We start from the raw sequence: 20603 nt of genomic DNA, 5'->3' as shown, positions 1-20603 counted from the left end.
GAGATCAGGACGACCATGCCCGTCTGACGTCGTCCGCGGTCAGTCCGACGAGACCGTCGCGAATGGTGTATCCCGGTGTGGCCTGCACTGCGATTTCGGATGGAACCACCAGTACCGGGCAGCCGGCACTGTGCGCCGACAACGACCCGGTGGGTGAATCCTCGACCGCAAGGCACGAGGCGGCATCCAGTCCCAGCAGTGCAGCACCACGTAGGTAGGGCGCCGGATGCGGCTTGCCTGCCTCGACCTCGTCGCCGGTGACCGTGATGTCGAAGTACTCGCGCCCCAAGGTGTCCAGAGCCCGCTCGACCAGACCCCGCTCGGTGTTGGTGACCAGCCCCGTGGACAGACCCATCTCTCGCACGAGAGCGAGAGCATCCTTGGCACCGGGGCGCCAGGGAATTCCCTCGGCGAAGAGATCCCCGACTCGCGTGGTGAGCCACTCGCGGCCCTGGATCAGGTGCTCGTCGGTGACCTCGACCGCGGCATTCGCCAATACCTTGCGCAGGGCATCCCACATCGAGTTGCCGAGGGTGCTTTCGCGCACCTCCGCGCTGAGTTCCGTTCCCAGTGTGCGGGAGTACTCACCGATGGCGACGTCCCAGATCTTCTCCGAGTCGAGCAGTGTGCCGTCCATGTCCCACAGGACACCGTGCAGGTGAGTTGCGCTAGACATTGAAGTACTTGGCCTCCGGGTGATGAAGTACGAACGCATCGGTCGACTGTTCGGGATGTAGCTGCAGTTCCTCGGACAGCTTCACGCCGATTCGCTCGGGTTCGAGAAGAGCGGCGAGCTTGATGCGGTCCTCGAGATCCGGGCACGCGCCGTAGCCGAACGAGTAACGAGCACCCCGATATTCGAGTTTGAAGAAGCCCTCGGCCTCGGTGGGATCCTCCGAGGCAACGGAATTGCCGTCGGACAGCTTCAGCTCCTCGCGTACCCGGCGATGCCAGTACTCGGCCAAGGCTTCGGTGAGCTGGACGCCGATTCCGTGGACCTCGAGGTAGTCACGGTACGAGTCGGCGGCGAACAGCTCGTTGGCGAAGTCCGCGATCGGCTGGCCCATCGTCACCAGGTTCATCGGCAGAACATCGACCTTGCCCGATTCCCGTGCAGCCGAACGCGATCGAACGAAGTCCGCGATGCAGAGGAAGCGGTCGCGGTGCTGCCGCGGGAACGTGAACCGAAAGCGTTCGGGCGCATCGGGTTCGGGTTCGGTGAGTACGACGACGTCGTCACCCTCCGAGATCGCCGGGAAGTACCCGTACACCAGCGCCGCGTGCGCGAGGATACCGTCGGTGCTCAGTCGATCCAGCCAATACCGCAGGCGCGGTTTGCCTTCCGATTCCACCAGATCCTCGTACGTGGCACCTTCGCCCTTGCGGGCACCGCGCAGACCCCACTGCCCCAGGAACAGGGCCCGCTCGTCGAGCAGCCCCGAGTACTCCGACAGTGACACGCCCTTGACGATGCGCGTGCCCCAGAACGGCGGCACCGGGATGTCGATGTCGGCAGCGACATCGGATCGCTCGGGCACGACCACCGGTGCTTCGGCGGCCTTGCGCTTCTCGGCGATGCGCTTGGAGCGCTCGTGGCGTTCCTTGCGCTCGGCCGTCTTGGCCTTCGCGGCGAGTGCCTCGGGGCTGTCCGGGGCCGGTCCGCCGCCGCGCTTGGTGGTCATGATGGTGTCCATCAACCGAAGGCCCTCGAACGCATCACGTGCATAGTGCACGTCGCCCTCGTAGACGTCCTGCAGATCGTTCTCGACATACGACCGCGTCAGCGCCGCTCCGCCCAGCAGAACGGGGAATTGCTCGGCGACACCCTTCGAGTTGAGTTCGATCAGGTTGTCCTTCATGACCACGGTGGATTTCACCAGCAGCCCGGACATGCCGATCACGTCGGCGCGCTTGTCGATCGCGGCCTCCAGAATGGTCGAAATCGGTTGCTTGATGCCGAGATTGACCACCTCGTAGCCGTTGTTGCTCAGGATGATGTCGACGAGGTTCTTGCCGATGTCGTGTACATCGCCCTTGACGGTACCGAGCACGATGCGGCCCTTGCCGTCGTCGTCGGTCGCCTCCATGTGCGGCTCGAGGTACGCAACAGCAGCTTTCATCACCTCGGCCGAGGCGAGCACGAACGGCAGCTGCATCTGGCCGGAGCCGAACAGTTCACCCACGGTCTTCATCCCCGAGAGCAAGGTCTCGTTGATGATTTCCAGCGGTGGCTTCTCGGTCATCGCGGTGTCGAGATCGGCGTCGAGGCCGTTGCGTTCACCGTCGACGATGCGTCGTTCGAGTCGCTCGAACAGCGGCAGTCGGCCGAGCTCTTCGGCGCGGGATTCGCGCGCCGACGCCGCGGATACACCCTCGAAGAGCTGCATGAGCTTCTGCAGCGGGTCGTAGCCCTCGGCGCGACGGTCGTACACCAGATCGAGGGCAGTCTCTCGCTGCTCGTCGGGAATCTTGTTCATCGGCAGGATTTTCGACGCGTGCACGATGGCGGTGTCGAGGCCGGCCTGCGTGCATTCGTGCAGGAACACCGAGTTCAGCACCTGGCGCGCAGCGGGATTGAGGCCGAACGAGATGTTCGACAGCCCGAGGGTGGTGTGCACCTTCGGGTACTTCTCCTTGAGCTGCCGGATGGCCTCGATGGTCTCGATGCCGTCGCGTCGCACCTCTTCCTGGCCCGTCGAGATCGGGAAGGTGAGGGTGTCGACGATGATGTCCTCGTGGCGCAGGCCCCAGTTCTCGGTGATGTCGGTGATCAACCGGTCTGCGACACGCACCTTCCACTCGGCCGTACGTGCCTGTCCCTCTTCGTCGATGGTCAGAGCAACGACAGCGGCACCGTGCTCCTTGACCAGACGCATGATCTTCTGGAATCGCGAGTCCGGCCCGTCGCCGTCCTCGTAGTTGACCGAGTTGACCGCGCTGCGGCCACCGAGGTGCTCCAAACCTGCTTCGAGAACGGCAGGTTCGGTGGAGTCGAGCATGATCGGCAGGGTCGACGCCGTCGCCAGGCGGCTGGCCAACGCAGCCATGTCGGCGGCACCGTCGCGGCCGACGTAGTCGACGTTGAGATCGAGCATGTGCGCGCCGTCGCGTGTCTGATCCTTGGCGATGTCGAGGCACTTCTCGTAATCCTCGGCGAGCATCGCGTCGCGAAATGCCTTGGATCCGTTGGAGTTGGTGCGCTCACCGATCATCAGGATGCTGGCATCCTGCTCGAACGGAACGGCGGAGTAGAGCGAGGAGACGCCCGGCTCGGGCGCAGGCCGACGTTCGAGTTTCGTTGCCCCGTGGACCATGTCGGCAACCTGGCGGATGTGCTCGGGCGTGGTGCCACAGCAGCCACCGACGAGAGCCAACCCGTACTCGCTGACGAAACCGCTCAGGGCCGCGGCCAGTTCGGGGGCGGTCAGGGGGTACTCGGCACCTTTTGCGCCCAGAGTGGGCAGACCCGCGTTGGGCATCACCGACACCGGAAGACGCGAATGCTTGGACAGATGGCGCAGGTGCTCGCTCATCTCGGCCGGGCCGGTCGCACAGTTGAGCCCGATCATGTCGATACCGAGGGGTTCGAGTGCCGTCAGTGCAGCACCGATCTCGCTGCCGACGAGCATCGCGCCCGTCGTCTCGACGGTGACGTGGGTGATGATCGGGATGCGGACACCGAGCTTGTCCATCGCATGCTGACTGCCGATGATCGCGGCCTTGACCTGCAGCAGATCCTGGCAGGTCTCGACCAGGATGGCGTCGGCACCGCCGTCGATCATGCCCAGGGCGGCTTCGGTGTACGCGTCGCGCAGTCGGGCGAAGGGCGCGTGACCGAGAGTGGGCAGCTTGGTGCCCGGCCCCATCGAGCCCAGCACGTAACGGTCCATCCCGTCGCGGCCCGGACCCATCTCGTCGGCCGCCTCACGGGCCAGCCGGGTGCCCTTCTCCGCGAGTTCACGGATCCGGTCCTCGATGTCGTAATCGGCCAGGTTGGGCAGGTTGCACCCGAACGTATTGGTTTCCACGGCATCCGCGCCGGCCGCGAAGTACTCGCGGTGGATCTCGCGCAGGACGTCGGGCCTGGTGTCGTTGAGGATTTCGTTGCAGCCCTCGAGACCGATGAAGTCGTCGAGAGTCAGGTCGGCGTCCTGGAGCATCGTGCCCATCGCACCGTCGCCGATGACAACGCGACGTGAAATCGCATCGAGCAGACTGGGCTTGTGTTGAGCGGGCATCACTACAGAGTAGTGGGCACCGAAGTCACGTCGGGTCGTAGGCTGTCGTGGTGAGTCCCCGAAACCTCGATGACCAGTCCCCGATCGACGACGGAACCCAAAATACGGACATTTCAGGTTCCGGATCGGATGTGCCTCTGGATGCCGCATTGATCGAGGCCGTCCACGACGCTGTGGCCAACGCCACAGACATCGACGATCTCGACGATCTCGACGACGTCATTCCCGAGTTGCGCTCCCCGATCCTGGTGGCTGCCTTCGAGGGCTGGAACGACGCAGGCGATGCCGCCAGCGGCGCGATCGAACATCTGGAACTGATCTGGGACGCCAGCCCGCTGGCCGAACTGGACTCCGAGGACTACTACGACTACCAGGTCAACCGCCCGACGGTCCGCCAGGTGGACGGTGTCACTCGCGAGATCGAGTGGCCGTCGACTCGACTGTCGGTGTGCTCGCCTCCCGGCAGCTCGCGCGATGTGGTGCTGCTGCGCGGTATCGAGCCGAACATGCGCTGGCGCAGTTTCTGCGACGACCTGCTCGAATTCGTCGAACAGCTCGGCGTCGAGACCGTGGTGATCCTGGGAGCGCTGCTGGCCGACACTCCGCACACCAGGCCAGTTCCGGTGACCGGCACCGCCTACAGCACGGAGTCGGCAGAACAGTTCAACCTCGAACAGACCCGCTACGAGGGACCGACCGGGATCACCGGTGTTCTGCAGGACGAGTGCGTCAAGGCCGGGGTGCCGGCGGTCTCCTTCTGGGCTGCTGTTCCGCACTACGTCTCTCAGCCGCCCAACCCCAAGGCCACCGTGGCGCTGCTGCAGAGGGTCGAGGACGTGCTCGACATCGAGGTACCGCTCGGCGAACTGCCGACCCAGGCCGAGGAATGGGAAGAGGCGGTGACCGAGATGACAAAGGAAGACGAGGAGATCAGCGAGTATGTGCGCAGCCTCGAAGAGCGGGGCGACGCCGAGGTGGACATGTCCGATGCAATCGCCAAGATCGACGGCGACGCCATCGCGGCCGAGTTCGAGAAGTACCTGAGGCGCCGCGGTCCGGGCAACTTCGGGCTCTGACCGACCGCACACGAGGGACCGGGAGCCGGTGAGGTCTTTCTGATCCCGACGTAACGTCACCGCAGCGGTGACGTCACCCCGACCCCGCAACCTCGTGGGTATGGCCAGCACACCGCGATTCCTGCAGGGCATCTTCTCCTTCACCGGGCACGGTCTGGACAAGCCCGAGCTGATCGATCCAAGCCTCAGCTTCGTCGTCCCCGAGGGTGCGACGGCTCAGCCGCTGTACTTTCGCGGCGGAAATTCCAGCGACGAGCTGGTGGTCGTGACCTTGCTGCGCGACGGCAGCCCGATGCGCATGTTCCCGATGGGTGCCAAGGACGGAGTGAACATTCCGCTGCGGGTGGTGGAGGACGTGGATCCGGACACGGTGCTGGAACTGGTCGTCGCCGCCCCTGCCGGAACCAGCGGAGAGGTCGTCGTCGATTTCGGTCTGGTGCTGATCTGATGACCGAGGGCAAGCAGCGACTGCTGGTGGTCGGCAACGGGATGGCCGGTGCCAGGGCGGTCGAGGAGATCATCAAACGCGACGGCAGCGCGCTGTTCGAGATCACCATGATCGGCGACGAGCCGTACGGCAACTACAACCGAATCATGCTCTCGCACGTGCTGTCCGGCGAGGCCACCGTCGACGACGAGGATCTGATCCTCAATCCGATGAGCTGGTACAGCGAGAACGGCGTCACACTGCACGCCGGGGACCGCGCGATCTCACTCGACCGCTTCTCCAAGACCGTCGTCTGCGAGAGCGGTCGGTCCGTCGACTACGACGTGCTGATCATTGCCACCGGCAGTAACACCTTCTTCCCCAACATGGACGGCCTGCGTGAGTCGGACGGCAGGCTGGCGCGCGGCGTCTTCGGCTTCCGCACCATCGCCGACACCAACGGCATGCTGCAGATGGCGCAGTCACGCGACGACGTCTCGGCCGTCGTCATCGGCGGCGGACTGCTCGGGCTCGAAGCCGCCTACGGTCTGCGCACCCAGGGCCTCGAAGTGAACGTGGTGCACTCCCCCGGTCACCTGATGAACCAGCAGCTCGACGAACGCGGTGGACGCGTGCTGCGCAACAAGATCGAGTCGCTCGGCGTCGGCGTACACACCTCCAAGCGGACCACCTCGGTGTTGCGCTCCGAGGACGGCGTCGTGACCGGTGTGGGGTTCAACGACGGCACCTCGCTCGCCGCAGACATGGTCGTGGTCACCGCAGGCATTCGTCCCAGCGTCGACTTCGCTCGCGCGGGCGGGTTGGTCATCGAACGCGGAATCGTCGTCGACGACCAATTGCGGTGCGAGGACGAGGGTTCCATCTATGCCGTCGGTGAATGCTGTCAGCATCGAGGTGAGGTCTACGGTCTGGTCGCACCGCTGTGGGAACAGGCCGTCGTGTTGGCCGACGTACTCACCGGAGCCGATCCCACTGCGGCATACCATGGTTCGCGTTTGACCACCAAGCTCAAGGTGGCCGGTGTCGACGTCGCGTCGATGGGGATCACCTCCCCCGAACGTGACGACGACGAGTTCGTCCAGTTCTACGAGCCACGCAGTGGTACGTACAAATCGGTGATCGTGCGGGGCAACAAACTCGTCGGCGCCACCCTGCTCGGCGACATCTCCAAGGCCAACTTCCTGACCCAGGCGTTCGACGAGAAAGTGCCGCTACCCGACGAGCGCATCAGCATGCTCTTCGACATGGGAACGCCCTCTGCGGCAACAGGAGCCGCCGAATTGGCCGACGACGTCCAGGTGTGCAACTGCAACGGCGTGACGAAGGGTGCCATCGTGGCCTGCGTACACGCGGGCGCGAAGAACCTCGGCGACGTGACCGCGAAGACCCGGGCGGGCAAGGGGTGCGGATCGTGCAAGGGTCTGGTCAAGGACATCATCGCCTGCGCAGCGGGCGGCGCCGTCGAGGCCGATCCCACAGCGGACTGGTACGTCCGCTGCATCCCCATGACCAAGCCGGAACTGATCGAGGCCGTTCGCGCGCAGGATCTTCGCGCGGTGTCGGCGGTGTTCGCGGCGTTGGCGACCGGCGGCGCGGAGGACGCCGCAGCCAAGATGCCGTTGGCGTCGTTGCTGCGGACGGTGTGGGGCCCGGACTGGGTGGACGAACGCGGGGCGTTGTTCATCAACGACCGAGTCCACGCCAACATCCAGCGCGACGGCACGTTCTCGGTGGTGCCGCAGATGAAGGGCGGCGTCACCACCCCGGATCAGTTGCGCAAGATCGCCGACGTCGCAGACAAGTACCACGTACCGCTGGTCAAGGTCACCGGCGGCCAACGGATCGACCTCCTCGGCATCAAGAAGGAAGACCTGCCGAAAGTGTGGGGAGATCTGGACATGCCCTCGGGCTTCGCGTACGGCAAGAGCATGCGCACGGTGAAGACCTGCGTGGGCAGCGATTTCTGCCGTTTCGGTCTCGGCGACTCGACGGCACTGGGCATCGCCCTCGAGGAGCGATTCCAGGGCTTGGAGACTCCGGCGAAGTTGAAGCTCGCGGTCGCGGGCTGCCCGCGCAACTGCTCGGAGGCACTGTGCAAGGACTTCGGCGTGGTCTCGGTCGGCGAGGACAAGTGGGAGATCTACGTGGGCGGCGCGGCCGGTGCGCACATTCGCAAGGGCGATCTACTGGCCACCGTGACGGGAGCCGAGGAGGTGCTGGCCGTGGCAGGCAGGTTCATCCAGCATTACCGCGAGAACGCCCAGTGGCTCGAGCGAACGTACGCGTGGGTGCCACGCCTCGGCTTGGAAGAACTGCAGAGCGTGTTGATCGACGACCGCGACGGCATCGTGGCCGGACTCGACGAGCGGATGCAGACATCGGTGGACGGGTACATCGACCCATGGCAGGATCGCGCGGCACCCAAGTCGGCCGCCCAGTTCACCCCGTCGCTGCCACTGCTTCCGCTGCCACAGGTGCCGGTCCGATGAGCGTGCCGGTGGGTGCGCTGGAGGACCTGACACCCGGCGAGGGACGGGCCTACGTGGTCGACGGCAAGCAGGTCGCTGTGTTCCTGCTCAGCGACGGCTCGGTGCGGGCGATGGACGCCGTGTGCCCACACAAGGGCGGGCCACTGGCAGACGGTCAGATCGACGGATCCATCGTCGTGTGTCCGATGCACCAGTACACCTTTTCGCTCGACGACGGCACCTGCCCCAGCGGCATCGATTCGGTGCGCACCTACCCCGCCGCAGTGGTGAACGGAAAAGTGACCGTGGAGCTGTAACCGGCACGGTTCAACGACTGGGGCACTGCGCCCCCTGGTCGCTTCGCAGGCTCCACTGCTCCCGCCAGGGTCATTCCGCAGGCTCCACTCCTCCCACCAGGGTCATTCCGCAGGCTCCACTCCTCCCACCAGGGTCATTCCGCAGGCTCCACTCCTACCCCCTACCCTGTTCCAGTGAGCGAATCAGGTGAGGACGCGCGGCAGGGAGTCGTGAATGCGTTCGTCGAGGAAGATCGTCTCGGTCTCTTCTCGTTCGCCGTTGCCGAGAAGCGCTCCGAGTACCTGGCCGTTCTCCGCGCATTCGACACCGCACGAGCCAACTACGTCGTCCTGCTGCACTCCGGAGACGTGGCCGACCTCATCGCACGCAGTGCAGGGCGCCACCAAGCACTGACCACCCTCGACATCGCACCTCTGCTCGATCAGCTCCACGCCTGGGGCCTGCTCGAACGCAGCTACGACGGCACCCGCGCCGCAACTCTCGCCGAGTACCGCAACCGTCACTTCGTCTACCAGTTCGGCCAAGCCGGCTACAAGGCCTACCGTGCGGTCGAGGACGTGCTCGGGGCCCGCCTGGACGACGCCGCGCTGTCGCGGCTGGTGCTGCCCGAGCTGCTGGCCGACATGCACGAGCTGGCCGAGGCGAACCGTCTTGCCGACGGCGATCGCATCTACCGCAAGCTCAGCCGACTCGATTCGACACTGTCGGAGATGGCGACCCGTGCCGCCCACTTCTATCTGGTGCTCGGCGATCTCGTGCGCACCACCGAGATCACGCCGGAGTCGTTTCTGGTCCACAAGGACGCCCTGCTGACGCACATGCGTGAGTTCAGCTCCGATCTGACCCGCTACGCACCGAAGCTCGCCGAGGCGATAGCACTCGTCGAGAGCACCGGTATCGAGGAGCTCGTCGAGCGCGCCGCGATCAGCGACGAACGAGTCTTTCTCACCGTCGCCGAACGCCGCGCCGACTGGACCGACCGCTGGGCCGGTCTCTCGCACTGGTTCGTCTCGGCCGAGTCCGAACTGAGCGAGTCCGAACGACTCCGCGAGGGCACGATGAGCGCGATCGCTGCCGTACTGTCGCTGCTGCGTCGGGTGACCGAAACCCGCAAGGGCGGAGTCAGTCGCGAAAGCCAATTGCGCCACCTCGCCGGTTGGTTCGCTGCTGCACCGACCGAAGACAGCGCGCACGCCCTGTTCCATGCCGTGTTCGGCCTCGGCAAACCACGGCATCTGTCGATGGTGCATCCCGACGCCGACATCATCCCGAATTCCCGATCGTGGTGGGAGGCACCACCGGTCGAGATCTCACGCACCCTCGCCGAGACCGGACGCACCCCGACCCCCGGTGTCCCGGGTCGGGTGCAGCGCAACGACGGCGGCATCAGACGGCTTCGGGAGCAACAACTCGAGTCGCAGCGATCACGCAGTGCCGCAGCACAATCGCTTGCCTCGGCCGGAATCCACGACCGAATTCTCGACGAGCAGGAAACCGAGGTGCTGTTGAGCCTGCTGAACGCTGCACTCACGGCGCGGGTGCGCGTGAGCGGACGCACCTCCGACTCGTCCGGATCGGACAGCGGCGTGCGCCTGACGCTCAGCGACAGCGACCGTTCGACGATCGTGCGGACCAGCAGAGGCCGGCTGCATCTGGATCGCCTCGCGCTCGACGTCAGCGAGGTGGCACGCCGATGAGAGCTCGCGAGATCTCCACCCTCGCACTGGATTCCTACCAGCGGGCCGCCCGGGTCGCGCTGTCGAATCACCTGGTGACCACGACGTATCCCGATCGGATCGCGCTGCCACTGCTGCGTAGATGGGCCACCGAGTTGCGCGAGGACCTGCTCGAACTGTTCGGGTATCGCCTCGAGGTCACCGAGACCACGGCCCGACTCTTCCCGGTGATCGACGCACTCGACGACAGTCAACCCGCGCGGACGTCCACCGACCGAATCTTCGACCGCCGCAGGTACGCGTACCTGGCGTTGGCTCTGGCTGCACTCGGCCGGGCGGGCAACCAGATCACTCTGTCCGAACTCGCCGATCATGTTGCGGCAGAGGCGAGTCAGGTCGACGGTGTCGAGCTGACGACCGACCGGGCGAGCGACCGAGACGCGTTCGTCGACGCGATCGGCTGGTTGGCGACCCGCGGGGCCATCGCGTTGGCCGACGGTGACGCAACCGGCTGGGCGAACAACCCGTCCGCAGGCGAGGCGCTCTACGACATCGACCGACCCGTTGTCGTCGCCCTGTTCAGGCCGCCTCGCGCCGTCCAGCATCTGCGATCGATTCGCGGTTTGTTGTCCGGCTCGGACGCCCCGATCGATCCCGAGGATTCCGATTCGGCACACACCGATTCCGGACGTGAGGCAGACCCGAAGGAAACGCTGCGTGCGGTACGCCGGGCGTTGGTCGAGCAACCGGTCGTCTATCTCGACGATCTCGACTCGGACGGCCGTACCGCCCTGGCCGCGTCGCGCACCGTTGCCGATGTCGAGTTGCTCACCGGCCTCGTTGCCGAGCGGCGCGCCGAGGGAGTGGCTCTCATCGATACCTCAGGACGTCTCTCGGACTACCGATTCCCCAGCACCGGAACCATTGCCCAGGTCGCATTGTTGATCGCGGGCGAGATCTCGGACCGAGTGATCGATCCGGATGCACCCGCGCTGGCGACCTACCCCCTTCCCGACGGTGACGCCCTGATCGAGCAGTTGGACGACGCGATTCCCGACGGCGGAGTATTCGGCGATCTTGCCGAGTTCGGGTTCGGTTCCGATTCCCCGACAGCCGAGAATGCGGACGGCGCGACGCGGTATCCGCTGATCGAGGACAGTTGGCTGACAACGGTCGTCGACGGTCTCGTCGAACGCTTCGGCCGCACCTTCGCTGCTCAGTGGCAAACCGATCGGGACGGCCTGCGGCTGCGGGCGATTGCGCTGTTGCACCGACTTCGATTGATACACAGCGTGTCCGGCGGCGTGCTGGTGCTGCCGGTGATCGCGCGCTACCGAGACGTGATGGTGAGTGTGCGCGATCGGACCCCGCAGGACTCGCTTTTCGGCACCGAACAGGCCCCCAGTACAGACCAGGCCGACAGCACCGATCCATCCGAAGTAGAGGCTTGAGTAGATGACCACACACTCGACACGTTTCCGGCCGACGCGAGCAGGGATCGTCAACCTCTGGGACTACCGCGATCAGGAGTTCTCCTTCGCCGACGGTCGGCTGGTGTTGCGTGGTCCCAACGGATCGGGCAAGACCAAAGCGCTCGAAGTGTTGTTCCCGTTCGTCCTCGACGGTCGTATCGAACCGCGCCGGCTCAATCCGTTTGCCGGAGAGGAGCGGACGATGAAATCCAACCTGCTCTATCGAGGGCAGGAAAGCGCGCACTCGTACGTGTGGATGGAGTTCGGCCGCGGTTCACGCGCCGATCCCGAATCGGTGACGGTCGGCATCGGTATGCGGGCGAGCCGCCACAACGACAAGGTGACCCGCTGGTACTTCGTGGCCGACGGCAGAGTGGGCGTGGACTTCTCGTTGTTGGGTTCCGACGACCGGCCGTTGACGAAGAAGCAACTCGGCGAACAGCTGGGCACCGACGCGTTGACCGATCGCCCGGTGGACTATCGCGCCGCGATCGATGCCCGGATGTTCGGACTGGGCGCGCAGCGCTACGACCAGCTGATCAATCTGATTCTGACGCTTCGCCGCCCGCAATTGGCCAAGAACCTCGACCCCAAGGGGCTCTCGCAGGCGTTGACCGACGGCCTGCGCCCGTTGGACGAACAGTTGGTGCTCGAAGCTGCCCGCTCCTTCAGCGACATGGAGGAAGTGGGCCGGGCGCTCGAAGGACTGGCGCAGGCCGATCATGCCGCCAAGAACTTCGTCTCGGTGTACTCCAAATACCTTCGGGTGCAGACTCGTTCGGATGTCGAGCAGGTCTCGCGCCGGCTCGAGGCAGTCACTCATGCGACCACCGCGCACTTCGCCGCCGCCGCCCTGAAGGACCGGCGTCTGCTGGAGCGAGCGGCTGCGGAAACTCGATTCGACGAGGCCGAACGCGCACTGGATCAGGCCGTTGCAGACCGCGAGACCCTGCAGCGCTCGAGCGCGTACGAGGGCAAGCAGCAACTGGACGACCTGGCCGAGTCCGCTGCGAAGCTGGAGATCTCGACCGCCCAACAGGCCGACCGCGCACGCAAGGCTCGAGCAGAACTCGAACAGCGCACCACCGAAGCGGCTCGGGCCGATTCCGCCCTCCGGGATTCGATTGCCGGGGTGACCCGCGCCGAGGAGGAGCTGCAGACTGCGGCCGAGGATGCCGGAATCGTCTGGACCCCACTGCCGGGAACAGCCCGCAGCGATCAGATCAGCACCGCGCTGCGTGGCCATGCCGAGGAACGCGACGGCGACGTGCGAGCAGTTCGCGAGGCGTTGGGAACCGTCGAGAAGGCGTCGACGGAACGCGCTCGTGCGGAGAAGGCCGCTTCGAAGGCTCGCGAGATGCTCGAGGCCGCGTCGGCTGCGGTCACCGAAGCCGAGGCGACCGTCGACCTGCAGAAGGCGCAGTTCGCTTCGGGGCTGCGGGCCTGGTGGTCGACCCATTCCGCGCTCTACTCCTCAGCGGGTATCACCTCCGCAGCGTTCGAGGCCCTCGATGCCGCGTTGGCAGACATCGGCGACGACGACGCCCCGAGCCTGGAATCCGTGCTGTCGGACCAGACCGCGGACGGGGTCGACGCGCTTCGTGCCCGGCAGGCACAGGCCCGCGTCGACGTGTCGACCCGCACTACCGAACTGAACGCGCTGCGCGACGAGCTGTCCCTGGTTCGGGCCGAACACGATGACGCGCCGCCGCCGTTCGCGGCACGAACCGACTCTCGCGCCGAGCTCTCGGGTGCTCCTCTGTGGCAGCTGGTTCGGTTCGCGGACTCGGTGTCCCCTGGCGACGCGGCCGGGATCGAATCCGCGCTGCAGGCGGCGAATCTGCTCGACGGCTGGATCCACCCGATCGCGGACTTCCCGGGCGAATCGAACTCGGAGCAGTATCTGTCCCCGCTGCCGGAGGCCTCGAGGCCGACCGGGACCACGTTGGCGTCCGTCCTCGAACCCGAGCCCGGTACTGCGGTATCGGAATCACGCATTCTCGACGTGCTGAATTCGGTTGCATTGCAACAGGACCAGGGCACATTCTCGGACTGTGCCGTCTCGGTAGGCGTCGACGGTCGGTACTGGCAGGGTGTGCAGCAGGGGCGCCACACCAAGACCGATGCCGAGTACATCGGCGCGACGGCGCGGGCGCGTCGGCGAGAGCAACGCATCGCCGAGCTCGGCGCCGCGATGAACACCGCGACCGCCGCGCTGGAGACCGCAACGGCCGACGAGCGATCTGCCCGCGAATCGGTTCAGGCACTGAGTGCGGCCGCGAAGCAACTTCCCCGAGTCTCGGCCATCGTGAAAGCGCAACGCGCCGTCACTGCCGCCGCCGGGGCGCTGCGCACCTCCACGGAGGGTGCTGCCGCAGCCGACCGCGAGTTCGACCAGGCGATCGCGGACCTGTCGGCGAAGGAGAAGCAGCTGCGCACCGTCGCCGTTGCTCACCGAACCCCACACATCGGTCGAGACATCGACGCCCTCGCCGCTGCGATTCGGCATTTCGAGCATCAGGGCTCGATGGTGATCCGCAAGCGCGGCGATCACACGCGTGAAACAGAACGCGCCCGCGAAGCAACCAACCGGCTCGAAGAAGCGAGTGGCCTGGCCGAAGAGCTCGCCGAGGAAGCCGCGATAGCCGACGAGAACTACCGGCAGCAGGTGCAACGCCTCGAGCTCCTGAGCGAGAAGCTCGGTGCCACCGCCGAACAGATCGACACCGATCTCGAGAACGCACGCGAACGCATCGAGAAATGCCGCGCTGAGCAGCGGGCCGCGCGTAAAGCGGACAAGGAAGCCGGCGAAGCGATCGGCAAGGCCGAAGGTGCCTGCAACACAGCGTTGGAAAGCCTGCGGGGTGCCGTCACCGAAACCCTGGGCGACGCCGTACGGCTCGCGCCCTACGCTCGTAAGGACCTGCTCGGCATCCTCGGCGTCCACGAGGCGTACGCCTGGCCGGCCAGTGATTCCGCCTGGCTGACCGTGGAGCAGATTCTCTACCGAGTCCAGCAGGCCGACGGTCCCGACGACGAGGTTCCGGTACTTCCACCGGTGGTGCGCGCACTGCATTCGGCACTCGACGTAGCGACGGCGTCGGTGAAAGTCAGTGACTCGAGCCGGAAGTCGACCCGGACTGCGCTGACGAGTGCGCTGCAGGAGTTCGACTCGCAACTCGCCGCATCGGGTCAGGACTACCGCCTGCAGTGGGATGCGCCGGACGGTTTGACCGTGGTCCGCGTCCAGGATGAGCAGGGCTACTCGTCGGTCGGAGATTTCGCCGATCGAATCGGTTCGGCGAGGGCCGATCAGGAGTTGCTGCTGACCGAGCAGGAGCGCCGAATTCTCGAAGATGCATTGCTGACCGGCCTGGCGCAGCAGATTCACGAGCGCACCGTCGACGCACGCGAGCTGATCGCCCAGATGTCCACCGAGATGAAGCAGCGCCGCATGTCCTCGGGCAACACGATCGGCGTGCACTGGGTGCTCGCAGACAACCTCGACGACGGGGCCCGGGCGGTGTCCAAACTGCTCGACCGCGACGCCTCGGCGTTGAACCAGGACGATCTGGCCGCGATGCGAGCCCACTTCGCGTCGGAGATCAGAATCGCTCGCGCGGCACATCCGGAACGGTCCTACCCCGAGATCCTGTCCACGACACTGGACTACCGTCGCTGGCGCGTGTTCGCTTTCACGCTCATCAGCGGTGACGGCAACGAGGATCGTCTCACCGTCGCACGCCACAGTGCGCTCTCGGGCGGTGAGCAATCGGTGTCGCTGCACCTGCCACTGTTCGCCGCGGCGCACGTGATGCTCTCGTCCGCCGATCCACATTCGCCTCGGCTGCTGGCGCTGGACGAGGCGTTCGCCGGTGTCGACGACAACGGACGCAGCGAATTGCTCGGCCTGAGTGTGCAATTCGATCTCGATCTGTTCATGACCGGATACGACCTGTGGATCACCTACGGGGACGTCCCCGGCTGCGCGCACTACGACCTGGCGCATTCGACGGCCGAGAACACCGTCAGCGCAGCACTTCTGGTGTGGGAGAACGGTGAACTGTTCGCCGAGCACGACGGTACCGACCTCGCTGCCGCACTCGGGTCACCGCTGACGCGCCGTGTGCCGACCCGAACCGAAGGTGGGCTGGAGTTTGAGCGGTAACAGCGAGTGGCGCGGCAGCGTCGAATTGGATGCGCTGCTCGATGCGGCACGAAAGAAGTTGGAGTCCAACTGGCTTCGCGTCGGCGGCAACATCACCGTCGATCTGAGCGACGCCCAGGAGCTGTGGCGTCTGTGCAGCGCGATCTCTCGGTCCAACTCCAGTCTGCATTCTCGGGCGCGTAGCACCAGGCTCGACCTCGAGCGGTTCGACGCGTGGCTGAGCCATCCGCTCAACGGCGGCCTCGGACTGATCGACACCCTCACTTCGCAGGCCCCGTTGCAGGACAAGAAACGGATCGCCGCAGACAAGGCTCAGGTGCGTGCCGATGCACTCGATCGAGCCAGGGAGGTTCTCGGCGGCGGCACCGACCGAGAATGGATCGAGTACTGGATCGCATCGTTGCTCAACCAGGACGGCACCCTCGGCGGCCGGGTCGCCGTCGATGCGCTCGAGGTGGCAACGAAGGTCCTCGCAATGCTGCCGGTGGACGGGATGTCGCTCACCGAGCTGGCCGAACGCGCCTGCGGTGATCCCAAGGCACTCTCGGCCGGCGGTGCCCCGAAACTTGTTCTGGATGCACTGTCGTTGCGCGAGAACGTCCCTCGGCCCGTCGATCCGGTCGGCATCAGGGCGTTGTGGGAGACCGCGGGTGTGTCGGTGGACGCGGTGTCCAGCCGGGTGCTGGTGCTCGGCTACCGCGTCGACGAGACCCACTCGGTGGCCCGTTGGCTGAACGATGCCGCAGACGAGGGCATCCCCTTCCCCGTCACCGTGGACATGCTCATGCGCGGGACGCTCACCAACAGCTCGTCGACAGTGTTCGTCTGCGAGAACGTGGCGGTTCTCGCCGCTGCAGCCCGCACTCTCGGGGCGAACTGCGCGAGCCTGATCTGCACCGACGGTCAGCCCTCCGCCGCGGTACACCGGTTGCTGGCCTCCCGCGCGCCCGGCACCACGATCGAATGGCGTGCCGACTTCGACTGGGCCGGAGTGAACATGGTGAAAAACGCAGTGGACCGATACGACGCGACGCCGTGGCGCATGGACGTCGACTCCTACCGGCACGCGCTCGATGCACGGAATTCCGAACCGCTGAAGGGCCATCCGACGGACAGTCCGTGGGACCCGGAACTGGCTGCTGCCCTTCGTGACTCGGGCCGAGCAGTCATGGAAGATCGACTTGTCCCGGATCTGCTGACGGACCTACGCCTGGGACCCGCGGACTAACGCAGCGGAACTCCGAGCAACGCGTCGACCGCATCGGCGAAGGCGCCGGGTGCGCCCGCATCCGATCCGCCACGCTCGACGGCGAAACTCGCCCACGCGTCGAGCGCATCGAGCGCCTTGGGGGTGTCCAGATCGTCGGCCAGATGCTGCCGCAACCGATTGATCACATCGTCGGCAGATGCTGCGCTTTCGAGGGCCGCAGCCCGCCGCCACAGTGCGAGCCGGGTGTGAGCCCGTTCGAGGACCTCGTCGGACCAGGGCCGATCCTGCCGGTAGTGACCGGAGAGCAGACCGAGTCGCACGGCGCTCGGATCGACGTTCTCGGCCCGGAGCTTGGAGACGAACACCAGATTGCCGCGACTCTTGGACATCTTCTCGCCGTCGAGCCCGATCATCCCGGTGTGCACGTAGTGCCGGGCGAAGCGCGGATCACCGGTCGCCGCCTCGGCGTGTGCGGCCGAGAATTCGTGGTGCGGGAAGATGAGATCGCTTCCGCCGCCCTGAATGTCGAAGCCGGTACCGATGCGGTTGAGCGCGATGGCGGCGCATTCGATGTGCCACCCGGGCCGACCCGGACCCCACGGCGACGGCCACGACGGCTCACCCGGCCGCACCGCGCGCCAGAGCAACGCGTCGAGTGGATCCCGCTTACCGACCCGATCGGGGTCGCCGCCGCGTTCGGCGAAGAACGTGTCCATCGTGGCGCGGTCGTAACCGGACTCGTAGCCGAACTGCTCGGTGGCATCGGCACGGAAGTACACATCCGGGTATTCGGCGTCGTCGACGACGTACGCGGCACCGGACGCGACCAGCTTCTCCACCAGTTCGACGACCTCGTCGACGGACTCGACGGCACCGATGTAGTCGCGCGGAGGGAGTACCCGGAGCGCTTCCATGTCGGCGCGGAAGAGTTCGATCTCCCGAGCTCCCAGATCGCGCCAGTCCTCGCCGTCACGGTCGGCGCGCTCGAACAGCGGATCGTCGACATCGGTGACGTTCTGCACGTAGTGCACGTCCGTGCCCGCGTCCAGCCACAGCCGGTAGATCAGGTCGAAGGTCAGGTACGTCGCCGCGTGCCCGAGGTGGGTGGCGTCGTACGGGGTGATTCCGCAGACGTACATCCGAGCCGTCGAACCGGGGGTGACGGGTCGTACCTGGCGGTCTGCGGTATCGAACAATCGAAGCGCTGGACCCTGTCCTGGAATTGTCGGGATCTCCGGGCTCGACCAAGAATGCATGTATCCGAGCCTATCCGAGCCCGATCAGAAGGCGGGCCAGGGTATGGGTCTGCTCGAGCGGGGCTCCGGCATGATGGGGCGGGCGATCAGTTCCTGCGCTCGGTCGAGCACTGCGACCGTTTCGGTCAGGGTGATCTTGTCGACCAAGCGTGGTGCGGTGACCGCGTCGAACGTCTCGACGAACCTGACCACGTCGGTCATCAGTGCATCGTCCACGGCCTGGCCAGCCCACCCCCACAGCACCGTGCGCAACTTGTTCTCGGCGTGCAGGCAGATGCCGTGATCGACTCCGTACACGTAGCCATCGAGACCTTCGAGTGCGTGGCCACCCTTGCGATCGGCGTTGTTGAGGATCACGTCGAGAACCGCCATCCGCTGCAGCCGCGGATCGTCTGCGTGGATGAGCGCGATCTCCTCGCCTTCGCCGTCGTACGCCTGCAGTACCGGAATCCATCCCGCCGGCACGAGATCGGGACGGCAGATATCGACGAGGTCGACGCGTCCCTCGGCGTGATCGTCGGGCGTGTCGATCCACTTCTGCACCATGCCGGGGCCGAACGGCCCGTCGCGCAGGACCGTCGGTGGAATGACACCCCAACCCAGGGCCTCGGAGATTTCGTAGGACGCCACTTCGCGACCCGCGAGAGTGCCGTCCGGAAAGTCCCAGAGCGGCACTTCACCGCGAACGGGTTTGTACACGCACCGCACGGCCGAGTCGCCTTCGCCCGCCTCGCACACCAGCGTGGCGTTGCTGGCCGACACCACGCGACCGACGATTGTCAGGTCGCCGGTCTCCATGGTTTCGCGGCCCTCGAACGGCGGCAGTTCGACGGTCAAGACTCGTCGACCTCGGTCACCGGTCCGAACGTCGCACCGCGGCGGTAGCCGTTGGTTCTGATGCAGACGTGTCCCTCGGGAGCCAGCGGCTGCCCGCACAGCGGGCACGGTGCACGGCCCGCCGCGATGACGCGCTCGGACCGCACCGCGAATTCGCGGGCCTGCACCGGAGTGAGGAACACCCGGACTGCGTCGGGGCCCTCGTCGGTGTCGTCGAGAACGACCGATTCGTCCACCTCGACTTCGCTGACGGCGAGAAGTTCCACCACGACGGCGTTGGCGTCGGCATCCCAGCCGAGTCCCATCGTTCCGACGCGGAACTCGGTGTCGATCGGAGTCAACAGCGGACTCGTGTCGACCGGATCGGTCTCCTCGGCCGGAACGTCGGCTCCGAAGCGGCGGTGCACTTCTTCGAGGAGCAGCCCCATCCTGTCGGCGAGTACCTGGACCTGCTGCTTCTCCAAGGCGACCGACACCACGCGGGCGTCGTGCACCGCCTGGAGGAAGAACGTTCGGTCGCCCGGTTCCCCAACGGTCCCGGCAACGAAACGATCAGGGGTGCGAAAAACGTGTATGGCGCGCGGCATTGCACCTCCTAACGACTCGAACAGCTCCGCGAAACAATTCTCGGAACTTTCATTATCGGCCACAGATCGACCATGGACGGTATTGCTTGCCCTCCAGCCTGCCACCGATCGGGGTGTCAGCGCCGAATCGGCGCTCTAGCTGCCTGCCCCACCACCGACGACCGCGTCGGACGAGTCCGCGTTGCCCGGTTCCGGCGTGCTGGGCTCCTCGGCCTTCGGCACGAACGCACTCAGGTCCGACCCGGTGTCGTTGGTCCGCAGTACGAAGGGCCGCGTCGAGGTGTAGCGAACGACACTGATCGATGCCGGGTCGGCGACGATGCGCTGGAACGAATCGAGGTGAGCACCCATCGCGTCCGAGAGCACCGACTTGATGACGTCACCGTGCGAGCAGGCCACCCACAACACGTCGCGGCCGTGCTGCGCGGCCAACCGAGCGTCGTGCTCGCGCACGGCCTGCACCGCGCGCTGCTGCACCGTCGCCAAGCCCTCACCCTCCGGGAACACCGCAGCCGACGGATGCTGCTGCACCACCTTCCACAGCGGCTCGGCCAGCAGCTCCTTGATCGTCCTGCCGGTCCACTGCCCGTAGTCGACCTCCACCAACCGATCCTCGACCACCGGCGAGAGCCCGAGCTTGGCGGCCAACGGCTCGACCGTCTGCTCGCACCGCAGCAACGGCGAGCGCACGATCTCGGACACGGGCAGCTCGCCGAGACGATCCGCCACCGCCTGCGCCTGCTCGCGCCCACGATCGTCGAGCTCGACTCCAGCGCTTCGACCCGCGAGCGTGCCTGCGGTGTTCGACGTCGAGCGGCCGTGCCGAAGCAAGATGACTGTCATTGCATC

At 65.9% G+C, this 20603-nt stretch carries 14 protein-coding genes; 8 read left to right on the top strand and 6 right to left on the bottom strand.

Features of this window, described 5'->3' with window-relative positions:
• Nucleotides 1-4: 4 nt before the first annotated feature.
• Both CH271_RS18260 and metH read right to left on the bottom strand, forming a co-directional pair.
• On the bottom strand, nt 5-676 hold the full coding sequence (locus tag CH271_RS18260) for an HAD family hydrolase (RefSeq protein ID WP_094634399.1): 672 nt from the start codon (nt 674-676) through the stop codon (nt 5-7).
• Nucleotides 669-4238 carry a methionine synthase gene (gene metH / locus CH271_RS18255; RefSeq protein ID WP_094634398.1) on the bottom strand — a complete coding sequence of 1190 codons (3570 nt, stop codon included), beginning with the start codon at nt 4236-4238 and terminating at the stop codon, nt 669-671. The genes CH271_RS18260 and metH overlap by 8 nt, the downstream gene beginning before the upstream one ends.
• 173 nt (nt 4239-4411) lie before the next feature.
• Here metH and CH271_RS18250 point away from each other — a divergent pair, with 173 nt between their 5' ends.
• The 8 genes from CH271_RS18250 (at nt 4412) to CH271_RS18215 (ending at nt 17092) form a co-directional block, all read left to right on the top strand.
• Nucleotides 4412-5314: a PAC2 family protein gene (locus tag CH271_RS18250; RefSeq protein WP_094634599.1), complete on the top strand. Its 903-nt coding sequence runs from the start codon at nt 4412-4414 to the stop codon at nt 5312-5314.
• A gap of 100 nt (nt 5315-5414) precedes the next feature.
• Nucleotides 5415-5762: a hypothetical protein gene (locus CH271_RS18245; RefSeq protein WP_037189311.1), complete on the top strand. Its 348-nt coding sequence runs from the start codon at nt 5415-5417 to the stop codon at nt 5760-5762.
• On the top strand, nt 5762-8251 hold the full coding sequence (gene nirB, locus CH271_RS18240) for a nitrite reductase large subunit NirB (protein WP_094634397.1): 2490 nt from the start codon (nt 5762-5764) through the stop codon (nt 8249-8251). The genes CH271_RS18245 and nirB overlap by 1 nt, the downstream gene beginning before the upstream one ends.
• Nucleotides 8248-8547 carry a Rieske (2Fe-2S) protein gene (locus CH271_RS18235; protein WP_094634396.1) on the top strand — a complete coding sequence of 100 codons (300 nt, stop codon included), beginning with the start codon at nt 8248-8250 and terminating at the stop codon, nt 8545-8547. Before nirB ends, CH271_RS18235 begins: the two co-directional genes overlap by 4 nt.
• Nucleotides 8548-8757: 210 nt before the next feature.
• Nucleotides 8758-10245 carry a TIGR02677 family protein gene (locus tag CH271_RS18230; RefSeq protein ID WP_373453582.1) on the top strand — a complete coding sequence of 496 codons (1488 nt, stop codon included), beginning with the start codon at nt 8758-8760 and terminating at the stop codon, nt 10243-10245.
• Nucleotides 10242-11675, top strand: coding sequence for a TIGR02678 family protein (locus CH271_RS18225; RefSeq protein WP_256986438.1), 1434 nt, complete (start codon nt 10242-10244; stop codon nt 11673-11675). Before CH271_RS18230 ends, CH271_RS18225 begins: the two co-directional genes overlap by 4 nt.
• Before the next feature lie 4 nt (nt 11676-11679).
• Entirely contained in the window at nt 11680-15864 is a 4185-nt protein-coding gene (locus CH271_RS18220) for a TIGR02680 family protein (RefSeq protein WP_094634394.1), read from the top strand.
• Complete coding sequence (locus CH271_RS18215; protein WP_256986437.1) at nt 15854-17092, top strand: DUF2399 domain-containing protein; 1239 nt, start codon at nt 15854-15856, stop codon at nt 17090-17092. The genes CH271_RS18220 and CH271_RS18215 overlap by 11 nt, the downstream gene beginning before the upstream one ends.
• On the opposite strand, the gene mshC is transcribed toward CH271_RS18215, so the two are convergent.
• The 4 genes from mshC to CH271_RS18195 form a co-directional block, all read right to left on the bottom strand.
• The gene (gene mshC / locus CH271_RS18210; protein WP_037189321.1) at nt 17089-18330 is read right to left on the bottom strand and encodes a cysteine--1-D-myo-inosityl 2-amino-2-deoxy-alpha-D-glucopyranoside ligase; all 1242 of its coding nucleotides are present in this window, start codon (nt 18328-18330) and stop codon (nt 17089-17091) included. The genes CH271_RS18215 and mshC overlap by 4 nt on opposite strands.
• Before the next feature lie 24 nt (nt 18331-18354).
• Nucleotides 18355-19128 (bottom strand): SCO1664 family protein, encoded by a 774-nt coding sequence (locus tag CH271_RS18205; RefSeq protein WP_170946058.1) that lies wholly within the window; start codon nt 19126-19128, stop codon nt 18355-18357.
• Between the two features lie 35 nt (nt 19129-19163).
• On the bottom strand, nt 19164-19754 hold the full coding sequence (locus tag CH271_RS18200; RefSeq protein ID WP_037189325.1) for a DUF3090 domain-containing protein: 591 nt from the start codon (nt 19752-19754) through the stop codon (nt 19164-19166).
• Between the two features lie 135 nt (nt 19755-19889).
• Nucleotides 19890-20597, bottom strand: coding sequence for a histidine phosphatase family protein (locus CH271_RS18195; protein ID WP_094634392.1), 708 nt, complete (start codon nt 20595-20597; stop codon nt 19890-19892).
• Nucleotides 20598-20603 lie beyond the last annotated feature (6 nt).

Source organism: Rhodococcus sp. 05-340-2, assembly GCF_002258915.1.
GTDB lineage: Bacteria > Actinomycetota > Actinomycetes > Mycobacteriales > Mycobacteriaceae > Rhodococcoides.
This window is presented reverse-complemented; position numbering and strand designations above follow the sequence as displayed.